The 23,153-nt window shown below is 67.5% G+C and carries 26 protein-coding genes; 25 read left to right on the top strand and 1 reads right to left on the bottom strand.

Features of this window, described 5'->3' with window-relative positions:
• The first annotated feature begins 199 nt into the window (after nt 1-199).
• Nucleotides 200-1,075, top strand: coding sequence for a hypothetical protein (locus NBY65_RS32105; protein ID WP_150041125.1), 876 nt, complete (start codon nt 200-202; stop codon nt 1,073-1,075).
• A 64-nt stretch (nt 1,076-1,139) separates the two neighbouring features.
• On the opposite strand, the gene NBY65_RS32100 is transcribed toward NBY65_RS32105, so the two are convergent.
• Nucleotides 1,140-1,394: a hypothetical protein gene (locus tag NBY65_RS32100; protein WP_150041136.1), complete on the bottom strand. Its 255-nt coding sequence runs from the start codon at nt 1,392-1,394 to the stop codon at nt 1,140-1,142.
• A 437-nt stretch (nt 1,395-1,831) separates the two neighbouring features.
• Here NBY65_RS32100 and NBY65_RS32095 point away from each other — a divergent pair, with 437 nt between their 5' ends.
• The 24 genes from NBY65_RS32095 to NBY65_RS31980 all read left to right on the top strand — a co-directional run bounded on the left by NBY65_RS32095 (nt 1,832) and on the right by NBY65_RS31980 (nt 23,149).
• Nucleotides 1,832-2,257, top strand: a complete 426-nt coding sequence (locus NBY65_RS32095; RefSeq protein WP_150041138.1) for a hypothetical protein — start codon at nt 1,832-1,834, stop codon at nt 2,255-2,257.
• A gap of 146 nt (nt 2,258-2,403) precedes the next feature.
• Entirely contained in the window at nt 2,404-2,946 is a 543-nt protein-coding gene (locus NBY65_RS32090) for a terminase small subunit (protein ID WP_150041139.1), read from the top strand.
• A complete protein-coding gene (locus NBY65_RS32085; protein ID WP_150041141.1) occupies nt 2,924-4,177 on the top strand; it encodes a PBSX family phage terminase large subunit in 1,254 nt (417 codons plus the stop codon). The genes NBY65_RS32090 and NBY65_RS32085 overlap by 23 nt, the downstream gene beginning before the upstream one ends.
• Before the next feature lie 7 nt (nt 4,178-4,184).
• Nucleotides 4,185-6,104 (top strand): phage portal protein, encoded by a 1,920-nt coding sequence (locus tag NBY65_RS32080; protein ID WP_150041143.1) that lies wholly within the window; start codon nt 4,185-4,187, stop codon nt 6,102-6,104.
• Nucleotides 6,105-6,115: 11 nt separating this feature from the next.
• Nucleotides 6,116-7,303, top strand: coding sequence for a DUF2213 domain-containing protein (locus NBY65_RS32075; RefSeq protein ID WP_150041145.1), 1,188 nt, complete (start codon nt 6,116-6,118; stop codon nt 7,301-7,303).
• On the top strand, nt 7,303-7,752 hold the full coding sequence (locus tag NBY65_RS32070) for a structural cement protein Gp24 (RefSeq protein ID WP_150041147.1): 450 nt from the start codon (nt 7,303-7,305) through the stop codon (nt 7,750-7,752). The genes NBY65_RS32075 and NBY65_RS32070 overlap by 1 nt, the downstream gene beginning before the upstream one ends.
• A gap of 14 nt (nt 7,753-7,766) precedes the next feature.
• Entirely contained in the window at nt 7,767-8,762 is a 996-nt protein-coding gene (locus NBY65_RS32065; RefSeq protein WP_150041149.1) for a DUF2184 domain-containing protein, read from the top strand.
• Between the two features lie 2 nt (nt 8,763-8,764).
• Nucleotides 8,765-9,139 carry a hypothetical protein gene (locus NBY65_RS32060; RefSeq protein WP_150041151.1) on the top strand — a complete coding sequence of 125 codons (375 nt, stop codon included), beginning with the start codon at nt 8,765-8,767 and terminating at the stop codon, nt 9,137-9,139.
• 6 nt (nt 9,140-9,145) lie between these two features.
• A complete protein-coding gene (locus tag NBY65_RS32055) occupies nt 9,146-9,526 on the top strand; it encodes a hypothetical protein (protein WP_150041153.1) in 381 nt (126 codons plus the stop codon).
• A 267-nt stretch (nt 9,527-9,793) separates the two neighbouring features.
• Nucleotides 9,794-10,453 carry a hypothetical protein gene (locus NBY65_RS32050; RefSeq protein ID WP_150041154.1) on the top strand — a complete coding sequence of 220 codons (660 nt, stop codon included), beginning with the start codon at nt 9,794-9,796 and terminating at the stop codon, nt 10,451-10,453.
• Between the two features lie 18 nt (nt 10,454-10,471).
• Nucleotides 10,472-11,278, top strand: a complete 807-nt coding sequence (locus NBY65_RS32045; RefSeq protein ID WP_150041156.1) for a hypothetical protein — start codon at nt 10,472-10,474, stop codon at nt 11,276-11,278.
• A 68-nt stretch (nt 11,279-11,346) separates the two neighbouring features.
• Nucleotides 11,347-12,894, top strand: a complete 1,548-nt coding sequence (locus tag NBY65_RS32040; RefSeq protein WP_150041158.1) for a phage tail sheath protein — start codon at nt 11,347-11,349, stop codon at nt 12,892-12,894.
• Nucleotides 12,895-12,945: 51 nt separating this feature from the next.
• Complete coding sequence (locus tag NBY65_RS32035; protein WP_150041159.1) at nt 12,946-13,386, top strand: hypothetical protein; 441 nt, start codon at nt 12,946-12,948, stop codon at nt 13,384-13,386.
• Nucleotides 13,387-13,397: 11 nt separating this feature from the next.
• Complete coding sequence (locus NBY65_RS32030) at nt 13,398-13,745, top strand: hypothetical protein (protein WP_203330496.1); 348 nt, start codon at nt 13,398-13,400, stop codon at nt 13,743-13,745.
• A gap of 196 nt (nt 13,746-13,941) precedes the next feature.
• The gene (locus NBY65_RS32025; protein WP_150041161.1) at nt 13,942-14,400 is read left to right on the top strand and encodes a phage virion morphogenesis protein; all 459 of its coding nucleotides are present in this window, start codon (nt 13,942-13,944) and stop codon (nt 14,398-14,400) included.
• The gene (locus tag NBY65_RS32020) at nt 14,397-16,490 is read left to right on the top strand and encodes a phage tail tape measure protein (protein WP_150041163.1); all 2,094 of its coding nucleotides are present in this window, start codon (nt 14,397-14,399) and stop codon (nt 16,488-16,490) included. The genes NBY65_RS32025 and NBY65_RS32020 overlap by 4 nt, the downstream gene beginning before the upstream one ends.
• Nucleotides 16,491-16,506: 16 nt before the next feature.
• Nucleotides 16,507-17,340: a hypothetical protein gene (locus NBY65_RS32015; RefSeq protein WP_150041164.1), complete on the top strand. Its 834-nt coding sequence runs from the start codon at nt 16,507-16,509 to the stop codon at nt 17,338-17,340.
• Between the two features lie 2 nt (nt 17,341-17,342).
• Nucleotides 17,343-17,534, top strand: coding sequence for a hypothetical protein (locus NBY65_RS32010; RefSeq protein WP_150041166.1), 192 nt, complete (start codon nt 17,343-17,345; stop codon nt 17,532-17,534).
• Nucleotides 17,535-17,549: 15 nt separating this feature from the next.
• Nucleotides 17,550-18,995 (top strand): hypothetical protein, encoded by a 1,446-nt coding sequence (locus tag NBY65_RS32005; protein WP_150041168.1) that lies wholly within the window; start codon nt 17,550-17,552, stop codon nt 18,993-18,995.
• Nucleotides 18,996-19,022: 27 nt separating this feature from the next.
• Nucleotides 19,023-19,628, top strand: coding sequence for a phage baseplate assembly protein V (locus NBY65_RS32000; RefSeq protein WP_150041170.1), 606 nt, complete (start codon nt 19,023-19,025; stop codon nt 19,626-19,628).
• A 2-nt stretch (nt 19,629-19,630) separates the two neighbouring features.
• Nucleotides 19,631-20,008: a hypothetical protein gene (locus NBY65_RS31995; protein ID WP_150041172.1), complete on the top strand. Its 378-nt coding sequence runs from the start codon at nt 19,631-19,633 to the stop codon at nt 20,006-20,008.
• 3 nt (nt 20,009-20,011) lie between these two features.
• Nucleotides 20,012-21,169 (top strand): baseplate J/gp47 family protein, encoded by a 1,158-nt coding sequence (locus NBY65_RS31990; protein WP_150041174.1) that lies wholly within the window; start codon nt 20,012-20,014, stop codon nt 21,167-21,169.
• A gap of 4 nt (nt 21,170-21,173) precedes the next feature.
• On the top strand, nt 21,174-21,926 hold the full coding sequence (locus NBY65_RS31985) for a hypothetical protein (protein WP_150041176.1): 753 nt from the start codon (nt 21,174-21,176) through the stop codon (nt 21,924-21,926).
• Nucleotides 21,923-23,149 carry a hypothetical protein gene (locus tag NBY65_RS31980; protein ID WP_150041178.1) on the top strand — a complete coding sequence of 409 codons (1,227 nt, stop codon included), beginning with the start codon at nt 21,923-21,925 and terminating at the stop codon, nt 23,147-23,149. Before NBY65_RS31985 ends, NBY65_RS31980 begins: the two co-directional genes overlap by 4 nt.
• The last annotated feature ends 4 nt before the right edge of the window (nt 23,150-23,153 follow it).

Genomic DNA, 23,153 nt, shown 5'->3' with positions numbered 1-23,153 from the left:
ACTCCGCAGGTGTGCGGGGCGGCGCGCCCCGTTGCGGGCGGCCGAGGCTTTTGGGCGGCTACAAGGCCGCGCGATTGCCTATGAGATGTGCCATGGCGACTTGATACATCGACTTTCCCGCTACGTCAACGAAACGGGCATCTGGTCTCTTGCAAGCCAGCGCTCAACGTTTGGAGAGCGCAGCATAAGGGAGGAAAGCATGCGCGGAATCATTGCACGCGTGGCCGCGGCGGTCGCCGCCGCGTTCCGCACGGTCACCCGGGGCGTCACGCGCACCGTGTGGCGTGGTGGCAAGTGGATCGCAGAGCAGGCGTACGAGCACGTCTTGATGCCGGTTGGCCACGCCGCCGTCGATCTCGGTGAGGGCTTCGTTGATGGCGTGACAGAGGCACCTCGCGCGGCATGGAAGGCGGCACGGTTCGCCGTCGAGAGCCCCGTCGCGGCAGCCGCGTGGTGCTGCAGGCTGCCCGTCCGGGCCGCCAAGGGAGCCGCCGGCGCGGTCGTCGGGGCGGCTGGCCTCGTCGGGGCGGCAGTCACCGGGACCGCCGGCGCGGTTGGCAGGACCGCTGGCGCAGTGCTGGACGGCATGCGCGGCGGCGCGCCAGTTGCCCCCGTGCCGCAACCGGCTGCCCCAGCTCGGGACTCTGACACCGAGCGACGGGCATCGCGCATATCGCACGCGCACGCTGTCCGTAGTGTGGCGGCCGCATTGGCCGAGGGGATGGCACCGGATCCGGCTGCCGTCAGCCGCATCGTGCCTGACGTGCAGGAGTGGCTCTCCGGTCTCTCCCGCCCATCCCTGGCACGCGTGGCGGCATGCACGGCCGGAAGGATCGCCGGGCATCTCGACGGCACCGCACTGCTGCCCGATGTGCCACCCGTCGGAAGCGCCGACGCCCCCTCCGCTCCGGCTGCTGAGCAGGCACGGGCGCAGGCGCGCCGCATCCAGGAGATCCGCCAACTCGCTCAAGAGCGGCGCACCGGGCGCGGTCCCGTGGCTGATGCCAACGCCGCTGCCGAGGCCGAGTGGCGCCGAGGGTGGGAAGCCGCAGCCCGCATCGGGGAGACGACCTGACGCTCGCGGTCCACCGCAAGCGTAACCACAGCCGCCCTGCCACTCGGGGCGGCTTTCTCTTTGGTCAGTCCCACCCGCGCGCAATCATGTCCGCGCGGTCGCACAGCGCGAGATACCAGTGCGCATTCGTGCGCCGCCGACTCTCTTCCGACAGCCGCGCGCACTCGCGAGCGTGCCATGCCTCCCAGGCCGCCCGGTTCTCCGCCTCCGCGCGCCGCCGTTCGGCGACCGCCTGGATGCCCGCGAACAGCCCGGCCGCGACGAGGCCGACACCGGCACCCACAGCGAGATTCAGCCCACCCATTTCGTCGCGAGTCATCTTCCACCTCCTGCGGCCAAGGGCACGAACGGCCGCGTACCTTATATATGTGCGCGGTTGTGCCAGGAGTCAACAGATTTACAATATTCCTGGTAGGCGGCGCACGACAGTGCTTGACGGCTGCAACAGAAATCGGGTAGTTTTTGCTATCATCTCATTCGTGCGTACGGACGCCCGCGGTCCTCCCAGGCCAGGCAGCCCGCAAACTCCAGGCGGCCAGCGCATGCGCGGCCGCCTTCCCCTTTTCCGCCGTGCCGACCGTGCGGCTCCCCCGCGGTCGCACCATTGAGCCGCCCCTGGGCCTGGGCGGCCAGGGGACCGGGCGGCGCCGCCGTGGGCCACGCTGTAGGGGCGACGAGCACGGAGCCCGGGGCACCGGCCCGGGAGAATTCAGGCGGCCCGCCACGCTCTCGGCCGCTGCATAGGGGATGGACATCATGCTGCCGCTCGACATCGCCGCATTTTCGTTCGCGAACGGAATCCCGGTCGCCGCTGGCTTCGCCGTCGGCGCAGCCGTCACCGCGACGACCCCGGCGCTGATCGCTGCCGTCCGGTGCGCCCGGTCGGCGCTGGCCGCGAAGGTGGCCGCAGCCAAAGCCGTCGCCGAAGAGCGCGCAGCCGCCGCGGAAGCTGGCATCGCCGCCGAGAAGGCCAAGGCGACCGCCGAGCTGCAGGCGCTCATCAACGGCGCCGTGGGCAGCGCCCTGGCCTCCGTGCGCGCCGAGCTGGGCGCCGCGCAGGCCGCCCTCGCGGCGTTGCAGGCGGCTGCGTCCGCTCCGGCGGCCGCCACGGTGTCCGCGCCGGCCGTCGTGGTCGAGGCGCCCCTGGTCGCTGTTTCGGCGACCGCAGCTCCGCAGGGCTGACACAACACCAACCAGCTTGCGCCGCCCACGCCACCGCGGTCCTCCCCCGCGCAGACACGGCGGGTAATAGCCGCCCTGAAGCGGCGGGCCGGCGCATCCCCCTACCCGCCGCCGGGCGGGCATACAGCCGCCCGGGAGCGTGACCGATGGCGAAGAACATCAGCCGCCGCCGCGCGCCAAACGACCACAGGCGCGCCCTCTTCGTCGCCGAGTATCTCAAGGATCTCAACGCGGTTCAGGCGGCGATCCGCGCCGGATACGAGCCCAGCACGGCCGAGCGGTGCGCCTGGCAAATCATGCGCTACCCGGACGTGAAAGCGGCCATCGAAGATGCGATGGCGGACCGCCTCACGCGCATGAAGGCAACCGCCGACGCCGCGGTGGCCGACCTATTCCGGCGCGCCCGCTACGACCCGCTGGACTACGCCGACATCACCTGCCCGGCCGACCTCGCCAAGCTCACCCCTGAGCAGCGGGTTCCCATCGAGGGGTGGAGCTACGACCGGGCGGGCAACTTCATCCTCAAGCTGTCCTCGAAGACGTCGAACGGCGAGACGCTGCTCCGTCACCTCGGCCAGCTCAAGGACAAGGTCGACCTCGAACACAGCGGCCCTGGCGGCGGCGCCATCCCGACTTCGCTGGAGATCCGGTTCGTGAGGCCGCCTGATGGGAACGGCAGCAGCGATTGAGTTCCCGGCGAAGCTGGATTTCCTGTTCGAGCCAGCCCCATTCAAGGTTCTGCACGGAGGGCGCGGCAGCTCAAAATCGTGGAGCGTGGCGCGCGCTCTGCTGATACTCGGCGCCCAGCGCCCTCTTCGAATCCTGTGCGCCCGCGAGTACCAGACGTCGATCAAGGAGTCCGTCCACAAGCTCCTGTCCGACCAAATCGAGATGCTCGGCCTGCGGCATCTCTACACGGTGCAGGAGAAGACGATTTTCGGCGCTAACGGCACCGAGTTCATCTTCGCCGGGATGCACCTGAACAGCAACAAGATACGGTCGACCGAAGGTGTCAACATAACCTGGGTCGAAGAGGCCCAGGTCGTATCGAAGGAATCCTGGGAGGCACTCCTGCCGACCGTGATGCGGCGGGACGGCTCGGAGATATGGATCACCTTCAACCCGGACCTTGAGACCGACGAAACCTACAAGCAGTTCGTCCTGTCCCCGCCGCCCGGCGCCATCGTCCAGCAGGTCAACTACTACGACAACCCGTGGTTCCCCAAAAGGCTGCTCCCGCTGGTCGAGCACCTCAAAGCCACGGACCTCGACGCATATGCCAACGTCTACCTTGGGGAGTGCCGCAAGAACGTCGTCGGCGCGCTCTGGACGAAGGAGATGCTGGCCTACCTCCGGGAGCCAGCCGTCGAGGACATCGCCGCACGCGAGGCCATGCGCGCACGCATGGCGCGCATCGTGGTCGCCGTGGACCCCTCGGGCTGCTCCGGGCCAGACGACAAGCGCTCCGACGAGATCGGGATCGTCGTGGTCGGCCTCGGCCGCGACGGGATCGCAGTCGTCCTCGAGGACCTGTCGGGGCGCTTCTCGCCGGACGGCTGGGCCAAGAGGGCGCTCGACGCCTTCGACGCCTGGCGCGCCGACCGCATTGTCGCGGAGAAGAACTTCGGCGGGGCGATGGTCGAAAGCACGATCCAGACGGCAAGGCGCAACGCACCAGTCAAGCTGGTGACCGCATCCCACGGCAAGCTGCAGCGCGCCGAGCCGATAGCCGCCCTCTACGAGCAGAAGAAGGTGCACCATGCCGGGGCCTTTCCGGATCTGGAGCAGCAGCTCTGCCACTTCAGCACCGCCGGCTACCAGGGCAAGCGGTCCCCCGACCACGCGGACGCCTGCATTTGGGGGCTTACCGAACTGATGCTCGGCGATTCGACCTATGACACCAGCATGAACTGGGTTTGAGGGCGCGATGGCACACGCACTCTATGACGCCATCGACGCGACCGCCGCAGGCCGCCTGGCACACATCAGCCAAGGCAGTCTTGATCCAATCTCGGCGGACGCGGCTCTGTCCGACAGCCTGCGGAACCTGGTGTCCGGACTCGGCACGGAACGCGACAAGGCCACCCACGGGCGTTTCGCGAACGAGTGGCTCGACAAGTTCCAGCTGGACGCGATGTATCAGTCCGACTGGCTGGCCGGGAAAATCATCGACGCCCCTGCCGACGACATGACGCGCGAATGGCGGACATGGAACGGTCCAGCGAGGGCCGTGGCTGCCGTCGATGACGCCGAGGAGGACTTGCGCGTCAGGGAGCGGGTCAACCACGTGCTCAAGCTGGCCCGCCTCTACGGCGGCGCCGGAATCTACATCGGCGTCGGCGAGGATGCCGATCCGGCCAAGGAGCTCGATGTCGCCTCCATCCAGCGCGGAGACATCAGGTATCTGCATGTCCTGAGCCGCTACGAACTCTGGGCGGGCAACATCGACCGCGATCCGGTGTCCCCGTACTTCGGCGAGCCTGAGTACTACATGATGTCGTCACCGACCGCAGGGGGCGTGCGGATACATCCCTCGAGGGTGGTTCGCTTCCTCGGTCAGGCCCGCCTTGAGCTGAGCAGGCAGGTCGACGGCTGGGGGCTTCCGGTCCTCCAGCGCCTCTACGACGCCATTCGCGACGCCGTGGCATCCAACCAGGGTCTCGCGGCCATGGTGCAGGAGGCCAAGGTCGACGTCATCAAGGTCAAGGGACTGACGCAGAACGCGGTCGACGAGGGTTGGAGGCGCCGGACGCTGGCGCGGTTCTCCCTTGCGAACCAGGCCAAGAGCCTGGTCGGAGCGATGCTCCTCGATGCCGAGGAAGCATGGGAACAGAAGAAGCTGTCCCTGGCCGACATGCCCAAGGTCATCTCCACCTTCCTGGAGATCGCTTCTGGCGCGGCCGACATGCCGGTATCCCGCCTGCTCGGAACCGCTCCTGGCGGCCTGAACAGCACGGGCGAAGCCGACATCCGCCACTACTACGATTCCATATCCGCGAGGCAGCGAACCGAGCTGTCGCCTGGCCTGCGCAGGCTGGACGAGGCCATCAAGCGGCACGCGGGGGTCGGCAAGCGGTCCGTCTCCTATACGTGGAATTCGCTGTGGCAGATGACCGACGCCGAGCGCGCGGACATCGGGCTCAAGAACGCGCAGCGCACGCAGGTCGTCCGGCAGACCGGCCTTGTCCCCGTTCGGGCACTGGCACAGGCCGAGCGCTCGCGCCTCGTGCAATCAGGGGAATTCCCCGCCCTCGAGGACGCGCTGCAGCAGTCCGAGGCTCGTCGCGATCCCGACTTCACGATGCCCTCTGCAAGCGCCCAGGCCCCCTCGGAACCGAGGCCGTCTCCAAGGCCGATCGAGGCCGGAGACGCCGCAGGCCGCCCGAGGACGCTCTATGTCAGCCGCCCCGTGCTTAACGCCGCCGACATCATCGCATGGGCCCGGTCCCATGGGTTTGCCTCGACGCTTGAGGCCGACGACCTGCATGTAACGGTCGCATTCTCCCGCAAGCCACTGGATTGGGCGGCGGTCGGGAGCGACTGGGAGACCGTCTCCGTGGCACCGGGCGGCAAGCGCCAGGTGAAAGCGCTCGGAGACAAGGGGGCGGTCGTTCTTCGGTTCGACAGCGGCGCGCTGACGGAGCGCTGGCGGCAGATCATCGCCGCCGGGGCCTCGTGGGACCACGACGGCTTCCAGCCGCACGTGACCATCACCTACGCAGGCGGCGACGTCGATCCGGCCTCCGTGCAGCCATACGACGGCCCACTCGTCCTTGGGGCCGAGCGGTTCGCGGAGGTCAACGAGGACTGGCTGGCCAGAGTCCGCGAAGAGCCGGCTGGCTCGTAGGAGTTCACCACATGGACTTTGTTGATAGCGTGGAACTCGCGGGAACCCGCGTGACCAGGGACGGCTACCTTGTCGCGGATGTCCGCGTCGCAAGGCGAGGCATCCAGGTTTACGCTGGCAGGGAGGTCGGGTGCCCCGAACTCGCCACGGTCCGCGTCCTCCGCCCGGCCGACGAGGTTTTCTCGGCTGACTCCATGGCGAGCGCGGCCTACCGCCCGGTGACGGTCGAACATCCGCCAGGAATGGTCGACGCAAGGAACTGGAAGGCCGTCACTGTCGGCTTCACGGGTGGTGAGGTGGCGCGTGACGGCGATTTCCTTCGGGTGCCGTTGCTCGTCGCCGACGCGGACGCCATCGCCGATGTGCGCGACGGCAAGCGGGAGCTCTCCGCAGGCTACACGGCAAAGATCGTCTTCGAACCTGGCGAGACGCCTGAGGGCGAGGCGTTCGACGCCCGTCTCGCAGACATCGCGCTCAACCATGTCGCAATCGTCGACGCAGGCCGGGCGGGTCCGCAGTGCCGCATCGGCGACGCCTCGCCAACTGCGGTCCTTCAGCACCACAAAGAGGAACCCAAGATGGATCTGCTGACCATCCTGGTGGACGGCGCGTCCATCCAGACCACTGCCGACGGCGCAAAGGCCGTCGAGGCGCTCACGGCGGCGCTCCGCGACGCCAAGACCAGGGCCGACAAGGCCGAGGGCGACATTGCCGCGCTCGCCGCAAGACACGGCTCCGCCATCGAAGCCAAGGATGGCGAAATGGCGGCGCTGGCCGCCGCGCACAAGGCGGCCATCGAAGCCAAGGACGGCGAGATCGCTGCCCTGGCGGCCCGCATCCCGGATGTCGCCGCGTTCGACGCGGCCATCGCAGCGCGCTCGGCACTCATCGACAGCGCCAGGAAGCTGCTCGGGAGCGACTACGCCTTCGCGGGCAAGACCGAGGCCGACATCCGGCGGGCCGCTGTCGCGAAGCGCCTCGGCGACAAGGCGGTCGATGGGCGATCTGACGACTATGTGGTGGCCGCCTTCGACACGCTGGTTGCATCCGCCGCCGCCGCGCCCCCCGACCCGGTGCGCGATGCCATCCGCACACAGGCGCCTGTGACCGTGGGCGACTCCATCCAGGGGCGCGCCGACGCGTACCGCGAGTACGTCGAGTACCTCAAGAGCGCCCACAAGGCCCAGGAGACGAACTAATGCCTGCCGTCCAGACCGCCTACCAGGGCCAGCACGCTGCGGCGTTCGCGGGCCTCGTTGCCGATTCCGGCAGCACCGTCGTCATCTCCCGCGTCGTCGAGAGCCCGAACGGAATGCAGTTCGGCGCTGTTGCGCTGCAGGGCGTCGCCGACAACGGCATCCTTGACGTCGGCGACGTGAACGCCGGGGCCTTCCGAGGCATCACCGTCGTCGACCCGCTTGTGCGCCCGGTGAACAACGACGCTTACGGGCTCGGCGACACGGCCGCCGTCCTCGTCAAGGGCGTCGTGTGGGTTACGGTCGCCGCGGCGGTCACCGCCGGGCAGCCCGTCTACTACTCGTCCACCGGCGCCCTCACCAACGTGGCGGCATCCGACACGGCCATCCCCAATGCCATCTTCGACAGCTCCGCCGCCGCCGGCGGCTTGGCGAAGGTCCGGCTGAACTAAAGAGGTCCTCAGGCATGAACCAGAACATCGCGGACCTCCAGGTCTCGCTGATGCAGGACAGCCAGCGCGCGCTGGCGTTCCTGATCCCGCAGCTCGCGACCATCGAGCGCGAGGTCTACCGGATCCGCTATCCGCACATCCGTTACCACGAGCTCATCCCCGTGGTCACGGAAGGCAACGAGTGGGCGCCGAGCGTCACCTACTTCAGCCTCGACGGCGTCGGCACCGCGCAGTGGATCAACGGGAAGGCGCGCGATATCCCGCACACCGACCTCAAGCGCGACATCTTCCAGGCTCCCGTCAACATGGCGGGCATCGGCTACAGGTACAACCTCGAGGAAATCGCTCAGGCCGCCGTGCTTGGAATCTCGCTCAACAGCGAGAAGGCGAGCGTGGCCCGCCGGATTTCCGAGGAGTTCATCGACCAGGCGGCGCTGTTCGGCGATGCCGAGAAGGGCTACACCGGGCTGCTCAACTGCCCGCTGGTCACCGCCAGCCCGGCCTCTGCCGTCGGCACGCAGAACGGGGCGGTTGCGGGCAGCGCGGCGAGCATCCTGTGGGCGAACAAGACGCCCGACCAGATCATGGCGGACCTCCGCAATCTGTTCGTCGGCATCTTCCAGGGGACGCAGACCGTCGAGCTGCCGGATACCTGCCTGCTCCCGGTGCTGGCATACCAGATGATCGCCGCGGTCCGTGTTTCGGAACTCGCCCAGATGACCATCCTGGAGTGGTTCCAGAAGCACAACCCTTACACCGCGGAGACCGGGCGCCCGCTGACCATCCGGCAGGTGCGCGGGCTGGACACGGCGGGCGCGGGCGGCACGGGGCGGATCGTCGCCTACCGGAAGGCCCCGGACGTGGTGAAGCTTCACATGCCGATGCCGCACCGCTTCCTGCCCGTCTGGCAGGTGGGCCCCATGGAGTTCGAGATTCCGGGCGTCTTCCGCTTCGGCGGCACGGACGTTCGCCTGCCCAAGGCCATCGGGTATCTCGACGGCGTGTGCTGACCATGGCCACGGTCAGCAACAAGGCGCGAGGGGCGCGCGTCTTCAACGTTGTCGGCGGCCAGTCCGTGGTCGTCGCACCGGGGGAGACGCGCACTTTCGTTCTCGCCGACCCGCAGCACCCGGTCTATGCGGCCTGGGTGAAGGCGGGCGACGTCGAGATCGAGTTCGACCCCGAGGTTCCGGCGGTCGCGCCTGCGGCTGCCCCAGCGCCTGGACAGGAACCTACCAAGCGTGGGCGTGCACGAGCGTCCGAACAGGCCGTCGCCGAGGCTATCGCCGCCACACCGGCGGTGGTAGCCGCCCCGCCACAGTCGGCGGCGACGGTCACGCAGGCCGCCTCTGCCGTTGCGGCAATCGCACCGCAAATCCAGGGGTGACCCGACATGTCCGGTTCGACCACCGCCACAGGCGGCACGCCATTCACGCCCGCCGAGGTGGTGGCGATCCGGCGCTATTGCGGATACGGGCCACCCAGGCAGGGCGTGACCGACACTGTGTCGGCGGCGCTCGCCAGCCTGACGGGCGATTACATCGACGTTGTGCGGTCTGTGTATCTTGCTGTCCTCCCTCAGCTGGAGGCGGACGTGCCCGCCATGCGCACCAAGGTTGGCACCAAGAAGGCCGCCGTTTGGGAACGAAACGAACGAGAGATGGAGGAGAGGCGCTTCCTTTATCGGGAGAAGCGCCTTCAGCTCTGCTGGACACTCGGGATCGAGAGTGGCCCGTTCCTGGAAGTTTACATCCCGGGGGCGTTTATCGTTTGAAGTTACGGCTGCCTCTTTTTTCTGAAAACGCCAGTCCATTCCTCATTCGGTCCCTCCGAGAGACCGCGCAATTCCCATTCGCTTTCGCCCAGACCATCAGTGACAATTTTGCGCAGCCGCTTCATTTCCTCGGTTTCGGTAGGGTTGTTAAAGATGAGGGGCGTCTCGGTGCCGTCTGCGTTTCGTGCCATTCCAAACCTATTTGCTTTCTTGTGCAATCACCGCCGTTAGGTAGAGGCGTGTCTGCCAAGCTTCAAGGACCAAGCAATGAGCGGCACCCTCTATGAAGAAATCCAGTCCGCCATTTGGCAGGGCCTGGGGGCGGCCGCCGATGTTCTGGGGGAGGGCTATTCCCTGTTCAGGCCCCATGGCGTGGCCAACCCGGTAGCGCCAGGGAGCCAGATCGACACGGTAAACGTGCGGTTTGATGCCAAGCCCGCCTATGCATTTTCAGCGCCGAATCTTTACGGGAAAGCCATCTGGTATTTGCTCGGCGACGCGTCGGGAATGGCGGTCGGAGACTACCTGGTTGGATCACAGGGTACGTTCTTTCTGGTAGCGAAGCAGCCCTTGGAAAGTCCGGTGGTAGTTGAGTGCAACGCCGTGGTGTCGGTCGTCCGCCCCGCCAAGGAGCGCCGCCCAGGCTTGCAGTCCAACTACATGACGGATGCCAAGGCGGACGAGCAGCTGCTGATGACCTCTTGGCCATGCAGCCTGTTGCTCGGCTCGAAGGGGGAAAGGCCCGCCAGCGGGATCCAGGGGGAGACCCGCCAGCCCTGGTATGTGGTCCTGCTCCCCGCTCCCGATGGCGTCGACCTTGTCACCAACGATTTGCTCGTGGACGCCGCAGGCCGCAGGTTGACCATCTCCGCGGTCGAACTCACCGACCTGGGCTATCGCCTCACCGCAGAGCAATCCGCCGCCTGAAGGTGGCCGGGGGAAGCCATGGCCGATCTGGTCGACGTCGAGATGGCGCTGGCGGCCATGATCACCGAAGCGGTCTACCCGAACGGCATGGACGCGCCGTCGGTGACCGGGAAGGACATCTACATCGGTCGCGGCTGGCCCGTTTCTCAGGAGGTCAACCCGGGGCTGCGGGAAGACAAGGCCGAGGTGACGGTTTATCCCCTGCCCGACATGGCATCGCTGACCACGCGCTTCGAGCGCGTGTGGAAGCCGGTGGCCAGGCAAGCGCCACCGCTCCATGCGGTCGTCGAGGGTTCAACGGCCAGCCTGTTGGGCTCTTCGACGCCGGGGCTGCTCGTCGGTGCCCGGGCGCGAGGTGCCGCCTACGTGGTCAAAGCCGCCGCCGGCGACACCCCTGCGTCCCTCGCTGCATCGCTGGCCGCACTGGCGCCGGGTGCCACGGCGACAGGGGCCACGATTGCATTCCAGTCGTCCGACGACCTGGCGGTGCGCGTCGGCATGCCGCAGGTCGCCACGCTCGAGAGGCGCAGGCAGCGGCAGGCGTTCCAGCTGTCCGTATGGGCTCCGTCGCCGGAAGCGCGCGACGCCATCGGGCGAGCCATCGATGGGCATCTCGACGACCAGGATTTCCTGCCGCTGCCGGGCGGCACGAGCGGGCGGCTGCTCTACGGCGGCACGTCGGCCGATGACAGGGCGATGAAGGCGTCGCTCTGGATCCGGCACTTCCGGCTGACGGTGGACTACCCCTCCGTGCAGACCAAGAGCTTCCAGCAGGCCCTCTTCCCCGAGGTCGCCGTCAACTCGGCTCCCCCGCTCATCCCGTAGCGACCCCGAGCCGCATCCGCCACCGCCATCAGCATCATCCGCCCGCCCTGGGCGAGTGAGGAACCGACATGCCCCAGGTTGTCGACTACGGCACGCTGAACACGACCGCGCTCTACGTGGCCGACAGCTACGTGCAGGTCATCAAGCCCCAGAATGCCCCGGTCAACGGCGTGCCCACCGGGCGCCTCGGCATCGTGGGCACCGCGTCGTATGGCCCGGTTGGTGAACCAGTGGCGGTGTCCACCCTGTCCGATTTCGAGGCGGTCTTCGGGCGCCTTGTCGCCCGCAAGCACGACCTCGGAACCGTCGTTGCGACGGCCGCCCAGCAAGGCGCGAATGACATCGTATGCACCCGCGTGACCGATGGCACCGACAAGGCGGCATCAGGCGTGCTTGGCGGCTTGACGCTGACGGCGGCGTACACCGGCACGACTGGCAACAAGACGGTCGCGACGCTGACCACGGGCTCCAGGGCTGGCACCTGGGCGATCGTCATCGGCCTGCCTGGCGTCGACACCGAGCGCTTCGACAACCTCAGCGGCACGGGGGCGGCTTTCTGGGCCGCCGCGGCGGCGGCCATCAACAACGGCACCGACCTGTCGCGTGGGCCGTCGCACCTGGTGACGGCCGTCGCGGGCCCGGGCACGGATGCCCCTGCAGCGGCGAGCGTCACCCTGTCCGGCGGCACAGACGGCGCGGACGGTGTGACGTCGCAGACGCTGGTCGGCGAGGACGGCGAGACGCGGACCGGCATGTATGCGCTGCGCGGGGTGGGCTGCGGCATCGCCACCCTGGCGGACGCCGACGACAGTACCCAGTGGCCGTCGCAGGTGGCCTTCGGGCAGTCCGAGCGGGTCTACATGGTCCTGGTGACTCCGGCGGGCGATACCGTCGCGAATGCCATCGCGGCCAAGGCGGCCATCGGCATCGACAGCGTGCACTCCAAGATGCTGCTTGGCGACTACATTTGGTGGTCGGACAGCGTGAACAACACGGTCCGCCTGGTCAGCCCGCAAGGATTCGCGGCCGGGCGCCTGGCCAACCTGGCCCCGAACCGCTCGTCCCTGAACCAGCCGCTGGCCGCTGTCATTGGCTCCCAGCGGTCCGGGACCGCCAACTCGGCCCGCAGGGCAACCTACAGCTACGCCGAGATCCAGAAGCTGGTCCAGGCTGGCATCGATGTCATCTGCAACCCGGTCCCGGGCGGCAGCTACTGGGCCTGCCGGACAGGCCACAACACGTCGTCAACGGCCGCGATCAACGGCGACAACTACACGCGGATGACCAACTACCTGGCGCTGACCCTGGCGGCGGCGGCGGGCGCGTATGTCGGCGAACCCGCCACGCCGGACCTCTTCCGCAACTGGGCTTCCACCACGTTGTCGTTCCTGGAAGCGCTGCTGCAGCAGGGCATCCTGTCCCTCCGCTCGGACGGCTCCCGTCCGTTCGCCGTGGTCTGTGACGCCAGCAACAACCCGGAGGACCGCGTCGGGCTTGGCTACGTCCAGCAGGACGTCTCGGCCAGGTACACGGCCATCGCCGAGAAGTTCATCACGAACCTCGAGGGCGGCCAGACGGTCTCGGTCGCCAAGCTCCCGAACCGGTTCGGTGTCTGACGCAACGGACGGCGGCCGCGACAGGCCGCCGCCATTCATCACGAGGATGACATGGCCGATTACAACGACAGCTTCGACCTCGGCCACCAAAGCCGGGTGGTGATCCGCGGGGATTGGGGCGACCTCACGGTCCCGAACGTGACCGACTTCACGGCGGACCCCGTGATCGACAAGCCGCGCGTCAAGCGGCTTGAGGGATCCCCCATCGAGAAGCACGTGCCCATGGGTTTCGAGGGCACCATCACGTATTCCCGCCGGGGGTCCGCGTCCGACGACTGGTGGGCATTCATCACCTCTGGCTGGTGGGCCAACGGTGTGCTGCGCAACCGGGCATCCATCTTCCAGTACGTGACCGAGGAGGACGGGAAGGAGTCCGTCTTCCAGTTCCCGAATGCCGCGATCTCCCTGGGCAAGTCCGGTAGCTGGAAGCCGTCCAGCGAGGTCGAGCAACGCATTGACTTCTTCGCCGGCGACAAGATCAAGGTCCGCTGAGGAGCATGGCCATGGCCGAAGTCATCACGGATGCCAAGGGGCGCAAGCTGACCCTGCGGCCGATCAACGCCCTTGCCCAGCTCCGCCTGTTCAAGGCCATGGGGCCGGAAGGCAGTGACAACCCCAAGTACTGTCTGATGGCCGAATGCGCCGCGATGGTCGCCGACATCGATGGTGTGCCCAACCCGCTCCCGCGCACCGAGGGCGAGCTTGAGCGCGCGATCGATGCCCTCGACACGCCGGGTGTCGCGGCCGTGATGGTCTACCGCGCGCAGAAAATCCTGGAAACGCGGGAGGCTGCCGAGCAGGCGGTTCAGGAGACCAAAGAAGGCCCTTTGGCCATATCAGGCGCATCGTAGAAGACCCCGTCATCTACCGCGCGCTGTGGCTCATCAAGAACGGATTCGGTCCCCATCAGGCATTCGGCGTCCCAAGGTCCGAGTTCGAAGATTACGCGTTCGATGAGGACGAGCGAACAGCCTTCGCCATCGGCTTCGGAATCATTGACGGGAATGAGTTTGACTGGAAGCGTGGCCGCTGGAAGGAGAAGAAGTAATGCGAACCTTCCGCGACATGGATTCCTTCGTCAAGCAGTTCTCCAGCGTGCCCAGGCGGGTGACGACAGCTCAGGCCAGGGCGTTGGATCGTTGCGCCCGCTTGCTCGAAAAAGACATCAAGGGCCAGTTCGGGCACTACCAGCCATCAATTGGCGAACTCCTGGCATGGAAGCCGCTGGCTGAGGCGACGATGGAAGAACGGAAGGCTCGCGGGTATGCACCCAACGAGCCCCTCCTGGCCGGGGGCGAATTGCGCGACAGCGTGTCGCATCAATCTGACGCAAGCCGTGCCATTGTGGGCAGCACTCTCGAGTATGCGAGATGGATTGAAAACGGGACGTTTCGCACCCCGCCAAGGCCGACATTCGGCCGCACCGCCATCGGCAAGGCGAAGGATGTTGCGAAAATAATCGGTGACGCCACGACCAAGGAAATTGGCGGGGACAGGCAGTTATGATTGATGTCTCCTCCTACAAAATCGCCGTCGACATCGCGATAAACAACAATGTGCAGGCGAACCTAAGCCAGATCATCAACAGGTTCCAAACCGTCAACATGCACATCAAGGGTGCCAATGCATCCTTGGGCCAGACAACCTCGCAGGTGACGCGCCTGCGCTCGTCGGTCGACTCGCTTGCCAGCGCCTTCCGGGGCGTGCATTCGGCCATCAGGGCAACGGGCGACGGCCTTGCCGCCCTGGGCGGTCTGGCGGCCGCGCAGAGTGCTGCCGCCGAGGTCATGCACGCCGCCGGCGAGCAGCGGCGCGCCATGATTGGCCTGTCGCTCGGCAGCCTGTCGAAGCCAGAGATTGAAGACGTGCGCCAGCTCGCGCGCGACATCGTCCGCAACGGCCGGGGCGACAGCACCGTTGCCGGTACCATGGAGACGGTGTCGGCTGCCTTCGGCGCGACGCGCGACCTGACGGCCGCCCGCGCGCTGGCGCCCGGCCTGCTTGACCTGACCACGACGGCCCAGGTGTCCGGTGTCCGCACGAGCCCCGAATACAGCCTCAACGCCATGCGCTGGGTCGACAAGACCGGGCGCCTGTTCAATCCCGACCACACGGTCAATCTGCACGGGGCGCTCGAGGAGCTGCAGGGCATCCAGATCGCCACGGCCCTCTCGCACGGGCAGGTCAACGCGACCACCCTGAACATGGGCGGTGCCATCCTTGGTGCAGCGACGCTCAAGGACATGAATTGGGAAGCCCGCTACGGGTGGATGCCCGAGTTCCTGAACGCCATGAGCGCGGGGGGGCAGGGCAGTCGCGGCGCCACGTCGTTGCAGGCAATCGTGCGGCAGCTCGGCAGCGGCCGTGGCATCTCGCAGGTGTCCATGCGCGAGATGATTCGCAACGGCTGGATCAACACGGACGCGCACGGCAACGCGGTAGGCGTGACGCGCAACAAGGGCGGCGGCTTCGACGTCGACCCGGCAAAGGCGTTCAAGGACTACGCGGCGTTCCGGCAGAACGAGTTCAAATGGCTGGACGAGCACCTTCGGAGCGCCTCCGGTCGGCGCGGCATCTCGGCGACTGATGTCGCCCAGCGCACCTTCGGCACGTCGACCGGGCAGCGCGGCGCCGCGGAAATCGTCGTCATCTTCGAAGCCATGCGCCGCTTCGCGGAATCCGCGATGCGGGAGAAAGCCACCCACACTCCATCCGACCGGGCGGCCGAGGTCAGGCAGGGGGACTGGCAGAACAACGTCACGCAGCTCCTGAACGCGCTGACGGACCTCAAAGCCAACCTCGGCGATGCAATGATGGACGATGCCATCAGGCACATGCGCGCCCTCACGGAGAGCGTCCGCGGGTTCGCCGATTACGTGACGAAAAACAAGGACGATGTCCGGGCGATCACCGAGAACCTCCTTGGCGCCGCCGGGCTGGCCGCGATCATCGGGCTGACGAGCAGGCTCGGGCTGCTGGCCAGAGCCTTCTGGCCCTTCGCGGTGGGCGAGGCGGCCATGAAGGCACTGGAGTACCTGACCGGAGAGAAGGGCTTCAAGGCCATCGAGGTGGCAATCCAGCGGCTTGCCGACGTCTGGAAGAGGCTGCCCGAGATGCCGGGCTGGATGCGGTCCAGCTACACGGCTTCCGAACTGGAGGATGCCAACAGGCAGTTCCGCTCCGATGTCGATGGCAGGACGCCCGCCGTTCCTGACAGTGCTGCCGAATACCAGCGCGAGGCCGACAGGCTCTTGCGGGAGCGCCGGAAGCGCTGGGGTGGCACAAGTCGACCGGGTGGCGCGCCGGACCGTCCGCCGTCTCTCGATGAAATGCTCAAGGGCATGGGGCTGACGTTGCCCCAGAACTCGACCCCGGTCCCCGGGGGTGGCGGCGCAGTCATCCCGCAGAGCTACGTGCCGCCCGCATCCCGGCAGGATGTCGTCGTCCAGAACATCACCTACCTGGACGGCGACGTGGTTTACCGCTCGGTCACGCGACGGCTCGACAAGGCCGCCCGGCGGCCGAGCGCGGGCTACAGCGGGCCTGACACGCGCATGGTTCCCGTGCAGCCAGGCGCGATGCCCATGAGCGTCTGACCGCGAGGAGGCTGTGATGGCTGGCATGATTGGTGGCCTGGCCATTGGCCTCGGCGTCACCGGGCTCCTGCAGACCGCCGTTGGCGGCGCCGACCTGACGATCGGCGGCGTCGGCCTGGGGCAGTTCGAGAGCCCGGAGTCCGTCGGGTTCGGCGGTGAGCAAAAGCTGGCGGTCCACGAGTTCGCCAACGGGGCGCGCGTGGTCGATGCCATGGGGGCGTCCGACAGGCCGATCGAGTTCTCCGGCACTCTCGAGAATGGCGGCGGATTGGTTGGCGGCGGCGCATCCGCGAAGGCCCGCCGCCTGGATGCCATGCGCATCGCCGGGAAAAGGGTTCCCCTCGTATGGGGCGACTACTACCGGGAGGTGGTCGTCCAGCGAGCCGAGTTCGACTACACGCTCGGCGGAGCCCTGATACCCTACCGGATCTCCTGCGTCGTCGTGCCAACGACCGCGCCAGAGACCCGTCCCAGCCTGCTGCAGCAGCTTGGCCGCGACCTCACCGACGCCCTGGGCATCACGGACACAATCGGCCCGGCGCTGGCCACCGCCCAGGGGCTGCTCACCACGGCCCAGGACCTCATGCCGGTTGTCGGCGTGATCACGGCGGGCAGCCCGACCTTTGGTGCCATCTCGTCAGCGGTCGGTCTCGCCAACGGAGCGGTCGGCGCTGGCCTGTCGCTGACCGACGCCACCTTTTCGGCAGCCGCCTCCACCGGGGAGGGGCTTCCTGCCGGGGCGTCCGGCCTGTCCACCCTGGCCAACATGGGCAAGAGCCTGGCGGGCTTCGCCGGGCTCTCCGGGCTCACCGGGCGCGCGGCGGCCAACGTCGCGAATGCGGGGGCGTAACCATGCCCAAGGTCATCACGGTCGCCGGGAAGACCCTGTGGGAGATCGCCGCCGACGAACTCGGCGACGCCACCCAGGCGATCCGGCTCGCAATACAGAACGGGATCTCCGACCCGTGGGATGAAAGTCTCAGGACGCTGACCATCCCCGATCCGGATCCCTCTTACAGCGGCGGCGGCCTGCCGCCCCAGTAGCCTTGGAGGCATGCCATGTCCGACGGCAGCAGCGGCGTGTCGCCAATCAACAACCCGGCGCCGTCATCCGAGGTCCGCTACCCGCGCATTCGTATCGTGGCCGACGGCAAGCCCGTCATGGGCATCCTTGAGGCCCGGGTGACCACGAACAACTACCTGGGCGCCGATACATGGTCGGCGCGCCTTGTGTCCGGGCCCGCCCCCGAGCGCGACGCGCGCTGGTGGGCGGACCAGGCGGACATCCCGCTCGAGGTCCAGCTCGGGTTCGCTTCGGATGCGACCTACGCATCCCCGGTCTCGTGGACCACGATGATTGTCGGGCGGACAGATGGCGTTTCCATCAACTGGCTGACGGGCGAAATCGATGTCCACGGGCGCGACCTGACCTCCCGCCTGATCGACGCCCGCGTGCAGGAAAGCAACCCCAACCTCACCTACAGCCAGCTTGCCGAGAAGTACGCGGCGGAGGCTGGGCTGACGGCCGAGGTGACGGCGACCACGACGCTCGTCGGGCAACGCTACGACCACCAGGGCACTGGGACCGCGTTGTCCGAGTTCAGCCGCTCGACCACCAAGTGGGATGCCCTGGTCTACCTGGCCCAGAAGGAGGGCCATGACATCTGGGTCAGCGGCTACACGTTCCACTCGCGGCCGCACCAGGAGCCGGACAGGCAGCACCCATTCCTGGTCCGCTTCATCCCGGGCATTCTGACGGCGGGGGCGCCGGGGAGCGCCAGCCGCACGGCTCCGGTCTTCACCGCCCTGACGCTGGACACCGATCGGCACCACGGGCTGGCCAAGGATGTCGAGGTGCTCGTGCAGTCGCACGACCCCCGCACTGGCCGGACATACCGGGCCGTGCGGAGGGGCAGCGCCGGGTCGGCGAGCGGCGGGCGCAGCGGTCGGCGCCGCGGCAGCACGCTCGACCCGAACGACCCGCTGTCCATCATCCCCCGTGCCGCCGATTCCGGCGAGGAGGATCCCCTGGCGATCATCCCGGGATACCAGACGGGTGCCCGCCGAGGCCGCCAGAGCGCCACGACGGCACCGCCGGCGGCGCGCGCTGGGGTATCGCGCTACACCTACATGGTGCCCGGGCTGCGTTCGGACGACGAAGCAATCCGCTTCGCCGAAGCCAAGCTCAAGGAGCTGACCGAGCACGAGCGCCTTATCTCGTGCCGGATGCCAGGCGACCTCGTGCTGGCCCCCCGCCACATGATCCAGCTCGAGGGGACAGGGTCGTCCTTCGACCAGCAGTACTACGTCGACAAGATTGAGCGGTCCGTTTCGCCGGAAGGCGGCTTCACGCAGACAGTCAGCGCCAAGAACACGAGTCCGCGCGAGACGGTGGACCTCAGCTCCGACCCGTCGGAGTCCAGCGGATCCGCGGTGCCGTTGACGAGCGGTGGCACGGCCGAAAGCCCGGGCGACGGCTCATCCGACAGCGATTCCGCGGAGTAGGCAGACTTCCATTCCGGGAGGACTGACATGGAGACGTGGCAGCACGCCATGCTCATGCGCGCGGCCGTCATGGACGGATCCGCCGGGCAAGCCCGATGGGGCATTGTCGATACCGTGAACGCGGACCGGCCTTCGGCCCGAGTGCGCATCAAGCCCGAGGATGTCCTGTCGGGAGACCTCCCCATACCGTCGCTGATGGCCGGCAACGGCGTCGGCATCGTCGCCCTGCCGTCGCCCGGCGACCAAGTGCTCCTCCTGCCCCTGGAGGGCAGCGGGCAGCACTACGCCGTGTTGCCTGGCACGTGGACGACCGGCTTCCCGGTCCCGACGTCGCCAGCCACCGGAAAGCCCGTCCAGCCAGGAGAGATTGGTCTCGTCACGTCGGGGGCTGTCATCCACGTCGAGAACGGCAATGTCCACATCAGTGCCTCGCATCTCCGCGTGAAGGCGGATGAGACGGTCATCGACAGCGAAGTGCGCATTACGAAGAACCTCGTCGTTGAGCAGGACATCTCCGACCGGAACGGGGCCCACGGCACGTTCGGCCGCCTGCGCGACACCTACAACATCCACGACCATCCCGGCGTCCGCGCGGGTGGCGAGCGCACGGCGCAGCCGGAACAGCAGGTGTAGCCATGCCGGACCTCTCGCTGGAATGGGGCGCCGACCTCACGGTTGGCCCCACAGGGGACCTCGCTCTCGTGGACGGCGCCAACGCCGTCCGCCAGCGCATCGTACGGCGGCTACACACCGCGGCGGGAGATTACCTGGACCAGGTGACCTATGGCGCGGGCCTCGGCCAGCGCATTGGATCGCCGACCACGGAGCGGACCATCGCCGCCCTGGTGCGCGCACAAATGGCAGCGGAAGCCGCCGTCGCCGCATCTCCCGAGCCATCCGTTTCCGTGGCGCAGTCCGAGGCGGACCCGACCGCCTTCATCATCACGATCACTTACTGGCTCTCGGACGACCCGTCGGCGCCACAGACAGCGGTCGTGCGTGTGGGGGACTGACCCATGGCGCTTCCCACCGTCGGCTTCTCGGACCTCGTCCGGCGCCAGGCTGCCGCCGCCCAGGGGGCTGCGCGCAACCTTCTCGATTTCTCGGTTGGCAGCGCGCTCCGCGCGCTGGTCGAGGCCAGCGCGAAGGTGGCCCTCTGGCTCCAGTGGCAGGCTCTCGACATCCTTGCCGCCACCCGCCTTGGGTCTTCCAAGGGGAGCGACGTCGATAGCTTTGTCGCCGATTTCGGCATGCCGCGCATTGCGGCCGTCCCGGCGTCCGGTCCGGTGACGCTGGCGCGCGCCACCCCGACGACCGCAGCCGTGGTGCTGGTCGGCGGAATCCTCCGCACCGAGGACGCCTCGCAGGCATTCGTCATCACGGCCGACACGGCCCACCCGAACTACAGCGCCGCCCTGGGGACGCCGGACGCCACGACCGGGCTTCCGCCTGGCGGCTATCTCGCTCCGGTCGGCACGGCGTCCATCTCGGTGCCAGTGGCCGCGCAATATGCCGGGGTGACCGGAAATGTCAGCGCTGGCACCATCACACGCATCGGCAGTGGCATCTCCGGGTTCGACACGGCATCGAACGCCGTTGCCTTCACCACTGGCATCAATGCCGAGTCCGACGATGCAGTGAAGGCGCGGTTCCCGCTCTACATCGGCAGCTTGTCCAAAGCCACCGCGACCGCCATCGCCAGCGCCGTGGCTGGGGTCCAGCAAGGGCTGACGTGGTCGATTACCGAGAACGTGGACGAGGCGGGCGCCAGCTCACCGGGGCGCATCATCGTCACCATCGACGACGGGACAGGCTCGCCGCCGGACAGCCTGCTGGCATCTGTCTACGCCGCCGTTGACCAGGTGCGCGCGTTCGGTGTCGGCCCTTTGGCCGTCCACCGTCCGACGACGACCTACGTGGACATCGCGTTGGCCGTCACAGCGCCGGCGGCCGTGAAGGCAACGCTCGCTGCCCAGGTTGAAAGGGCGATCGCGACGCATGTGGCATCCCTGGGTATCGGGCAGCCGCTGCGCCACAGCCGCATCATCGCCATCGCCTACGGCGTGTCCTCCCAGGTCTCCAACGTGTCGGCGGTCTCCATCGCAGGCGGCACGGCCGACATCGTGCCTGGCGCCATCGGCATCGTGCGGGCTTCCTCCATCACAGTGAGCTGACGCCATGGCCACGGGCGACCGGGACGACATGCTCGCCCGTATCAGGCGGGTGTTGCCCAAGCGCTGGTTCGCGGATGACACGCCCATCCTCGACGGACTGTTGTCTGCGTTCGCGGAGGCATGGGCCTCCGTGTATTCACTCCAGGACTACGTCCGAAGGCAGGCCCGTATCGCGACAGCCACCAGCGAGTGGGCCATCTTTGACCAGCTGCAGTTCATCTCAACAGACTTTCTCGGAGACAGGCTTCTGCGCAAGGACGGCGAAAGCGACGGCCGCTTCCGTGAACGCATCAAGCGCGAGATCCTGCGTGCCCGGGCGACCCGCCCGGCGATGTCCGGCGCCCTGTTCGACCTGACGGGCTACGAGCCGCGCATCGTCGAGCCATGGCGCCCTCAGGATTGCGGCGGCTGGCGCATGCCGTCTGCCGTCGGATACGGACGGGCCGGAGCGTGGGGCTCGCGGGCCCTGCACCACCAAGCCTTCGTCACGGCCTACCGGCCGCCCTCGCCCGTAGGCGGCGCCCGACGCATCGCCGGCTGGCGCGCGAACAGTGCCAGCTGGCGTGGCGGCTGGTGGGGCTGGACGGACAGGGCGACCGTGAAAGCCGAGGTCTCCGACGCGGACATCAGGGCGGCGGTCGCCGCGACAAAGGCCGCTGGCACGCTCGTTTGGCTCCGCATCGACAACAAGCCACCAGGGACTGGCGGCTCGCGCCTCGACCAAGATTTCATCCTAGACGTGAGCAGGCTGACATGAAGATCTGGGCGCCAAAGGAAATCTTGAAAGCCGCCGACCTTAACGGCAACTTCGCGGAACTCAAGAACTGGATGGCAAGCCTCGTCGCCTCGAAGGCCGACAACACGGCGCTTGCGAAGAAGGCTGACCTGGACGCGACGGGCAAGGTTCCCCTCGCGCAACTCCCGGACACCCTCGCGACCGATTCAGAGGTCTCCGCTGCAATTGCGGCGGCGACATCCGGGCTTGCGACGGGCGGCGACCTGACGGCCGGACTTGCCACCAAAGCGGACGTGCAAGCCGTCAACACCGGCCTTGCGTCCAAGGCAGACGCGGCCACGACGACGGCCGTGCTCGCGAAGAAGGCCGACCTCAACACGAACGGCGTCGTGCCCGACAGCGAGCTTCCCTCGAACATCGTCCGGGCGACCGACCTCGCGACCGCGCTCGCGAACATCGACCTCTCCAAGAAGGCCGACCTGAACGCCTCGGGTATCGTGCCATACTCTGAGTTGCCGCCCGACCTCGTGAAGCAAGCCGACATGGAGACGGCCCTGGCGCACATCGCCTCCGGCCCGGCAACGAGCCCGCGACCGCCCCTGTCCGCGTTCACGCAGAGCGGGTGGCGCGCTGGCTCCGTCCTGGCTGACGGCGTTCCGGGCGTCGGGCCTCTGCGCCTCATCAATCCCTCGCCGTCATCGGGCGGCTTTTTCGCAGGGCTCCTGAAAGTCTCTCGGGACTTCGGCGGATCGGCCTTCTACTGGAAGCCGGGTGGCGACTTCTACCTCGTCGCATCCGTGCGTGCGCGTATCCCTGCCAACTGTGGGAGTATTGGCATCTGCCTTTTCGGGCCAAGCGGGAATTTTTCGGGCTGCGGCGCAAACAGCAACGGCATTATCCACGTTCTGGGGGGCAATTCGGAGACGAGCGGAAGTATTGGCAATGATTCGGACAATGGAAAGCTGCCGAATTCTGCTGCTTGGGTTGGCGGTGTGTACTGGCTCCGCATTAGCTACCACGTTTCTACGAACACGTGGGCTAACGACTACTCATATGACGGAGTTCATTGGGCGCAGATGTGGGCATCCGATGCAAGCTACGTCCTCGGCCCCAACACCTATCCGGTCGGCTACGGGCTCTGCTTGCTGAACGGGCGTGGCGGCACGTGGGCGGACGCTGACGTGTTCACGTTCGATCCAATCCCAGACCCGACTGGCGTCTACAACCGCAACATAGCGAGCTAGGCAA

It is taken from the genome of Rhodovastum atsumiense (assembly GCF_937425535.1).
GTDB lineage: Bacteria > Pseudomonadota > Alphaproteobacteria > Acetobacterales > Acetobacteraceae > Rhodovastum > Rhodovastum atsumiense.
The sequence above is the reverse complement of the archived record's forward strand: the minus strand, read 5'-3'. Positions and strand labels throughout refer to the sequence as shown.

Excerpts from the sequence above, each read along its gene's own strand:
- NBY65_RS32105 (WP_150041125.1), top strand. The coding sequence starts at position 200 with ATGCGCGGAATCATTGCACGCGTGGCCGCGGCGGTCGCCGCCGCGTTC.
- NBY65_RS32100 (WP_150041136.1), bottom strand. The coding sequence starts at position 1,394 with ATGACTCGCGACGAAATGGGTGGGCTGAATCTCGCTGTGGGTGCCGGT.
- NBY65_RS32095 (WP_150041138.1), top strand. The coding sequence starts at position 1,832 with ATGCTGCCGCTCGACATCGCCGCATTTTCGTTCGCGAACGGAATCCCG.
- NBY65_RS32090 (WP_150041139.1), top strand. The coding sequence starts at position 2,404 with ATGGCGAAGAACATCAGCCGCCGCCGCGCGCCAAACGACCACAGGCGC.
- NBY65_RS32085 (WP_150041141.1), top strand. The coding sequence starts at position 2,924 with ATGGGAACGGCAGCAGCGATTGAGTTCCCGGCGAAGCTGGATTTCCTG.
- NBY65_RS32080 (WP_150041143.1), top strand. The coding sequence starts at position 4,185 with ATGGCACACGCACTCTATGACGCCATCGACGCGACCGCCGCAGGCCGC.
- NBY65_RS32075 (WP_150041145.1), top strand. The coding sequence starts at position 6,116 with ATGGACTTTGTTGATAGCGTGGAACTCGCGGGAACCCGCGTGACCAGG.
- NBY65_RS32070 (WP_150041147.1), top strand. The coding sequence starts at position 7,303 with ATGCCTGCCGTCCAGACCGCCTACCAGGGCCAGCACGCTGCGGCGTTC.
- NBY65_RS32065 (WP_150041149.1), top strand. The coding sequence starts at position 7,767 with ATGAACCAGAACATCGCGGACCTCCAGGTCTCGCTGATGCAGGACAGC.
- NBY65_RS32060 (WP_150041151.1), top strand. The coding sequence starts at position 8,765 with ATGGCCACGGTCAGCAACAAGGCGCGAGGGGCGCGCGTCTTCAACGTT.
- NBY65_RS32055 (WP_150041153.1), top strand. The coding sequence starts at position 9,146 with ATGTCCGGTTCGACCACCGCCACAGGCGGCACGCCATTCACGCCCGCC.
- NBY65_RS32050 (WP_150041154.1), top strand. The coding sequence starts at position 9,794 with ATGAGCGGCACCCTCTATGAAGAAATCCAGTCCGCCATTTGGCAGGGC.
- NBY65_RS32045 (WP_150041156.1), top strand. The coding sequence starts at position 10,472 with ATGGCCGATCTGGTCGACGTCGAGATGGCGCTGGCGGCCATGATCACC.
- NBY65_RS32040 (WP_150041158.1), top strand. The coding sequence starts at position 11,347 with ATGCCCCAGGTTGTCGACTACGGCACGCTGAACACGACCGCGCTCTAC.
- NBY65_RS32035 (WP_150041159.1), top strand. The coding sequence starts at position 12,946 with ATGGCCGATTACAACGACAGCTTCGACCTCGGCCACCAAAGCCGGGTG.
- NBY65_RS32030 (WP_203330496.1), top strand. The coding sequence starts at position 13,398 with ATGGCCGAAGTCATCACGGATGCCAAGGGGCGCAAGCTGACCCTGCGG.
- NBY65_RS32025 (WP_150041161.1), top strand. The coding sequence starts at position 13,942 with ATGCGAACCTTCCGCGACATGGATTCCTTCGTCAAGCAGTTCTCCAGC.
- NBY65_RS32020 (WP_150041163.1), top strand. The coding sequence starts at position 14,397 with ATGATTGATGTCTCCTCCTACAAAATCGCCGTCGACATCGCGATAAAC.
- NBY65_RS32015 (WP_150041164.1), top strand. The coding sequence starts at position 16,507 with ATGGCTGGCATGATTGGTGGCCTGGCCATTGGCCTCGGCGTCACCGGG.
- NBY65_RS32010 (WP_150041166.1), top strand. The coding sequence starts at position 17,343 with ATGCCCAAGGTCATCACGGTCGCCGGGAAGACCCTGTGGGAGATCGCC.
- NBY65_RS32005 (WP_150041168.1), top strand. The coding sequence starts at position 17,550 with ATGTCCGACGGCAGCAGCGGCGTGTCGCCAATCAACAACCCGGCGCCG.
- NBY65_RS32000 (WP_150041170.1), top strand. The coding sequence starts at position 19,023 with ATGGAGACGTGGCAGCACGCCATGCTCATGCGCGCGGCCGTCATGGAC.
- NBY65_RS31995 (WP_150041172.1), top strand. The coding sequence starts at position 19,631 with ATGCCGGACCTCTCGCTGGAATGGGGCGCCGACCTCACGGTTGGCCCC.
- NBY65_RS31990 (WP_150041174.1), top strand. The coding sequence starts at position 20,012 with ATGGCGCTTCCCACCGTCGGCTTCTCGGACCTCGTCCGGCGCCAGGCT.
- NBY65_RS31985 (WP_150041176.1), top strand. The coding sequence starts at position 21,174 with ATGGCCACGGGCGACCGGGACGACATGCTCGCCCGTATCAGGCGGGTG.
- NBY65_RS31980 (WP_150041178.1), top strand. The coding sequence starts at position 21,923 with ATGAAGATCTGGGCGCCAAAGGAAATCTTGAAAGCCGCCGACCTTAAC.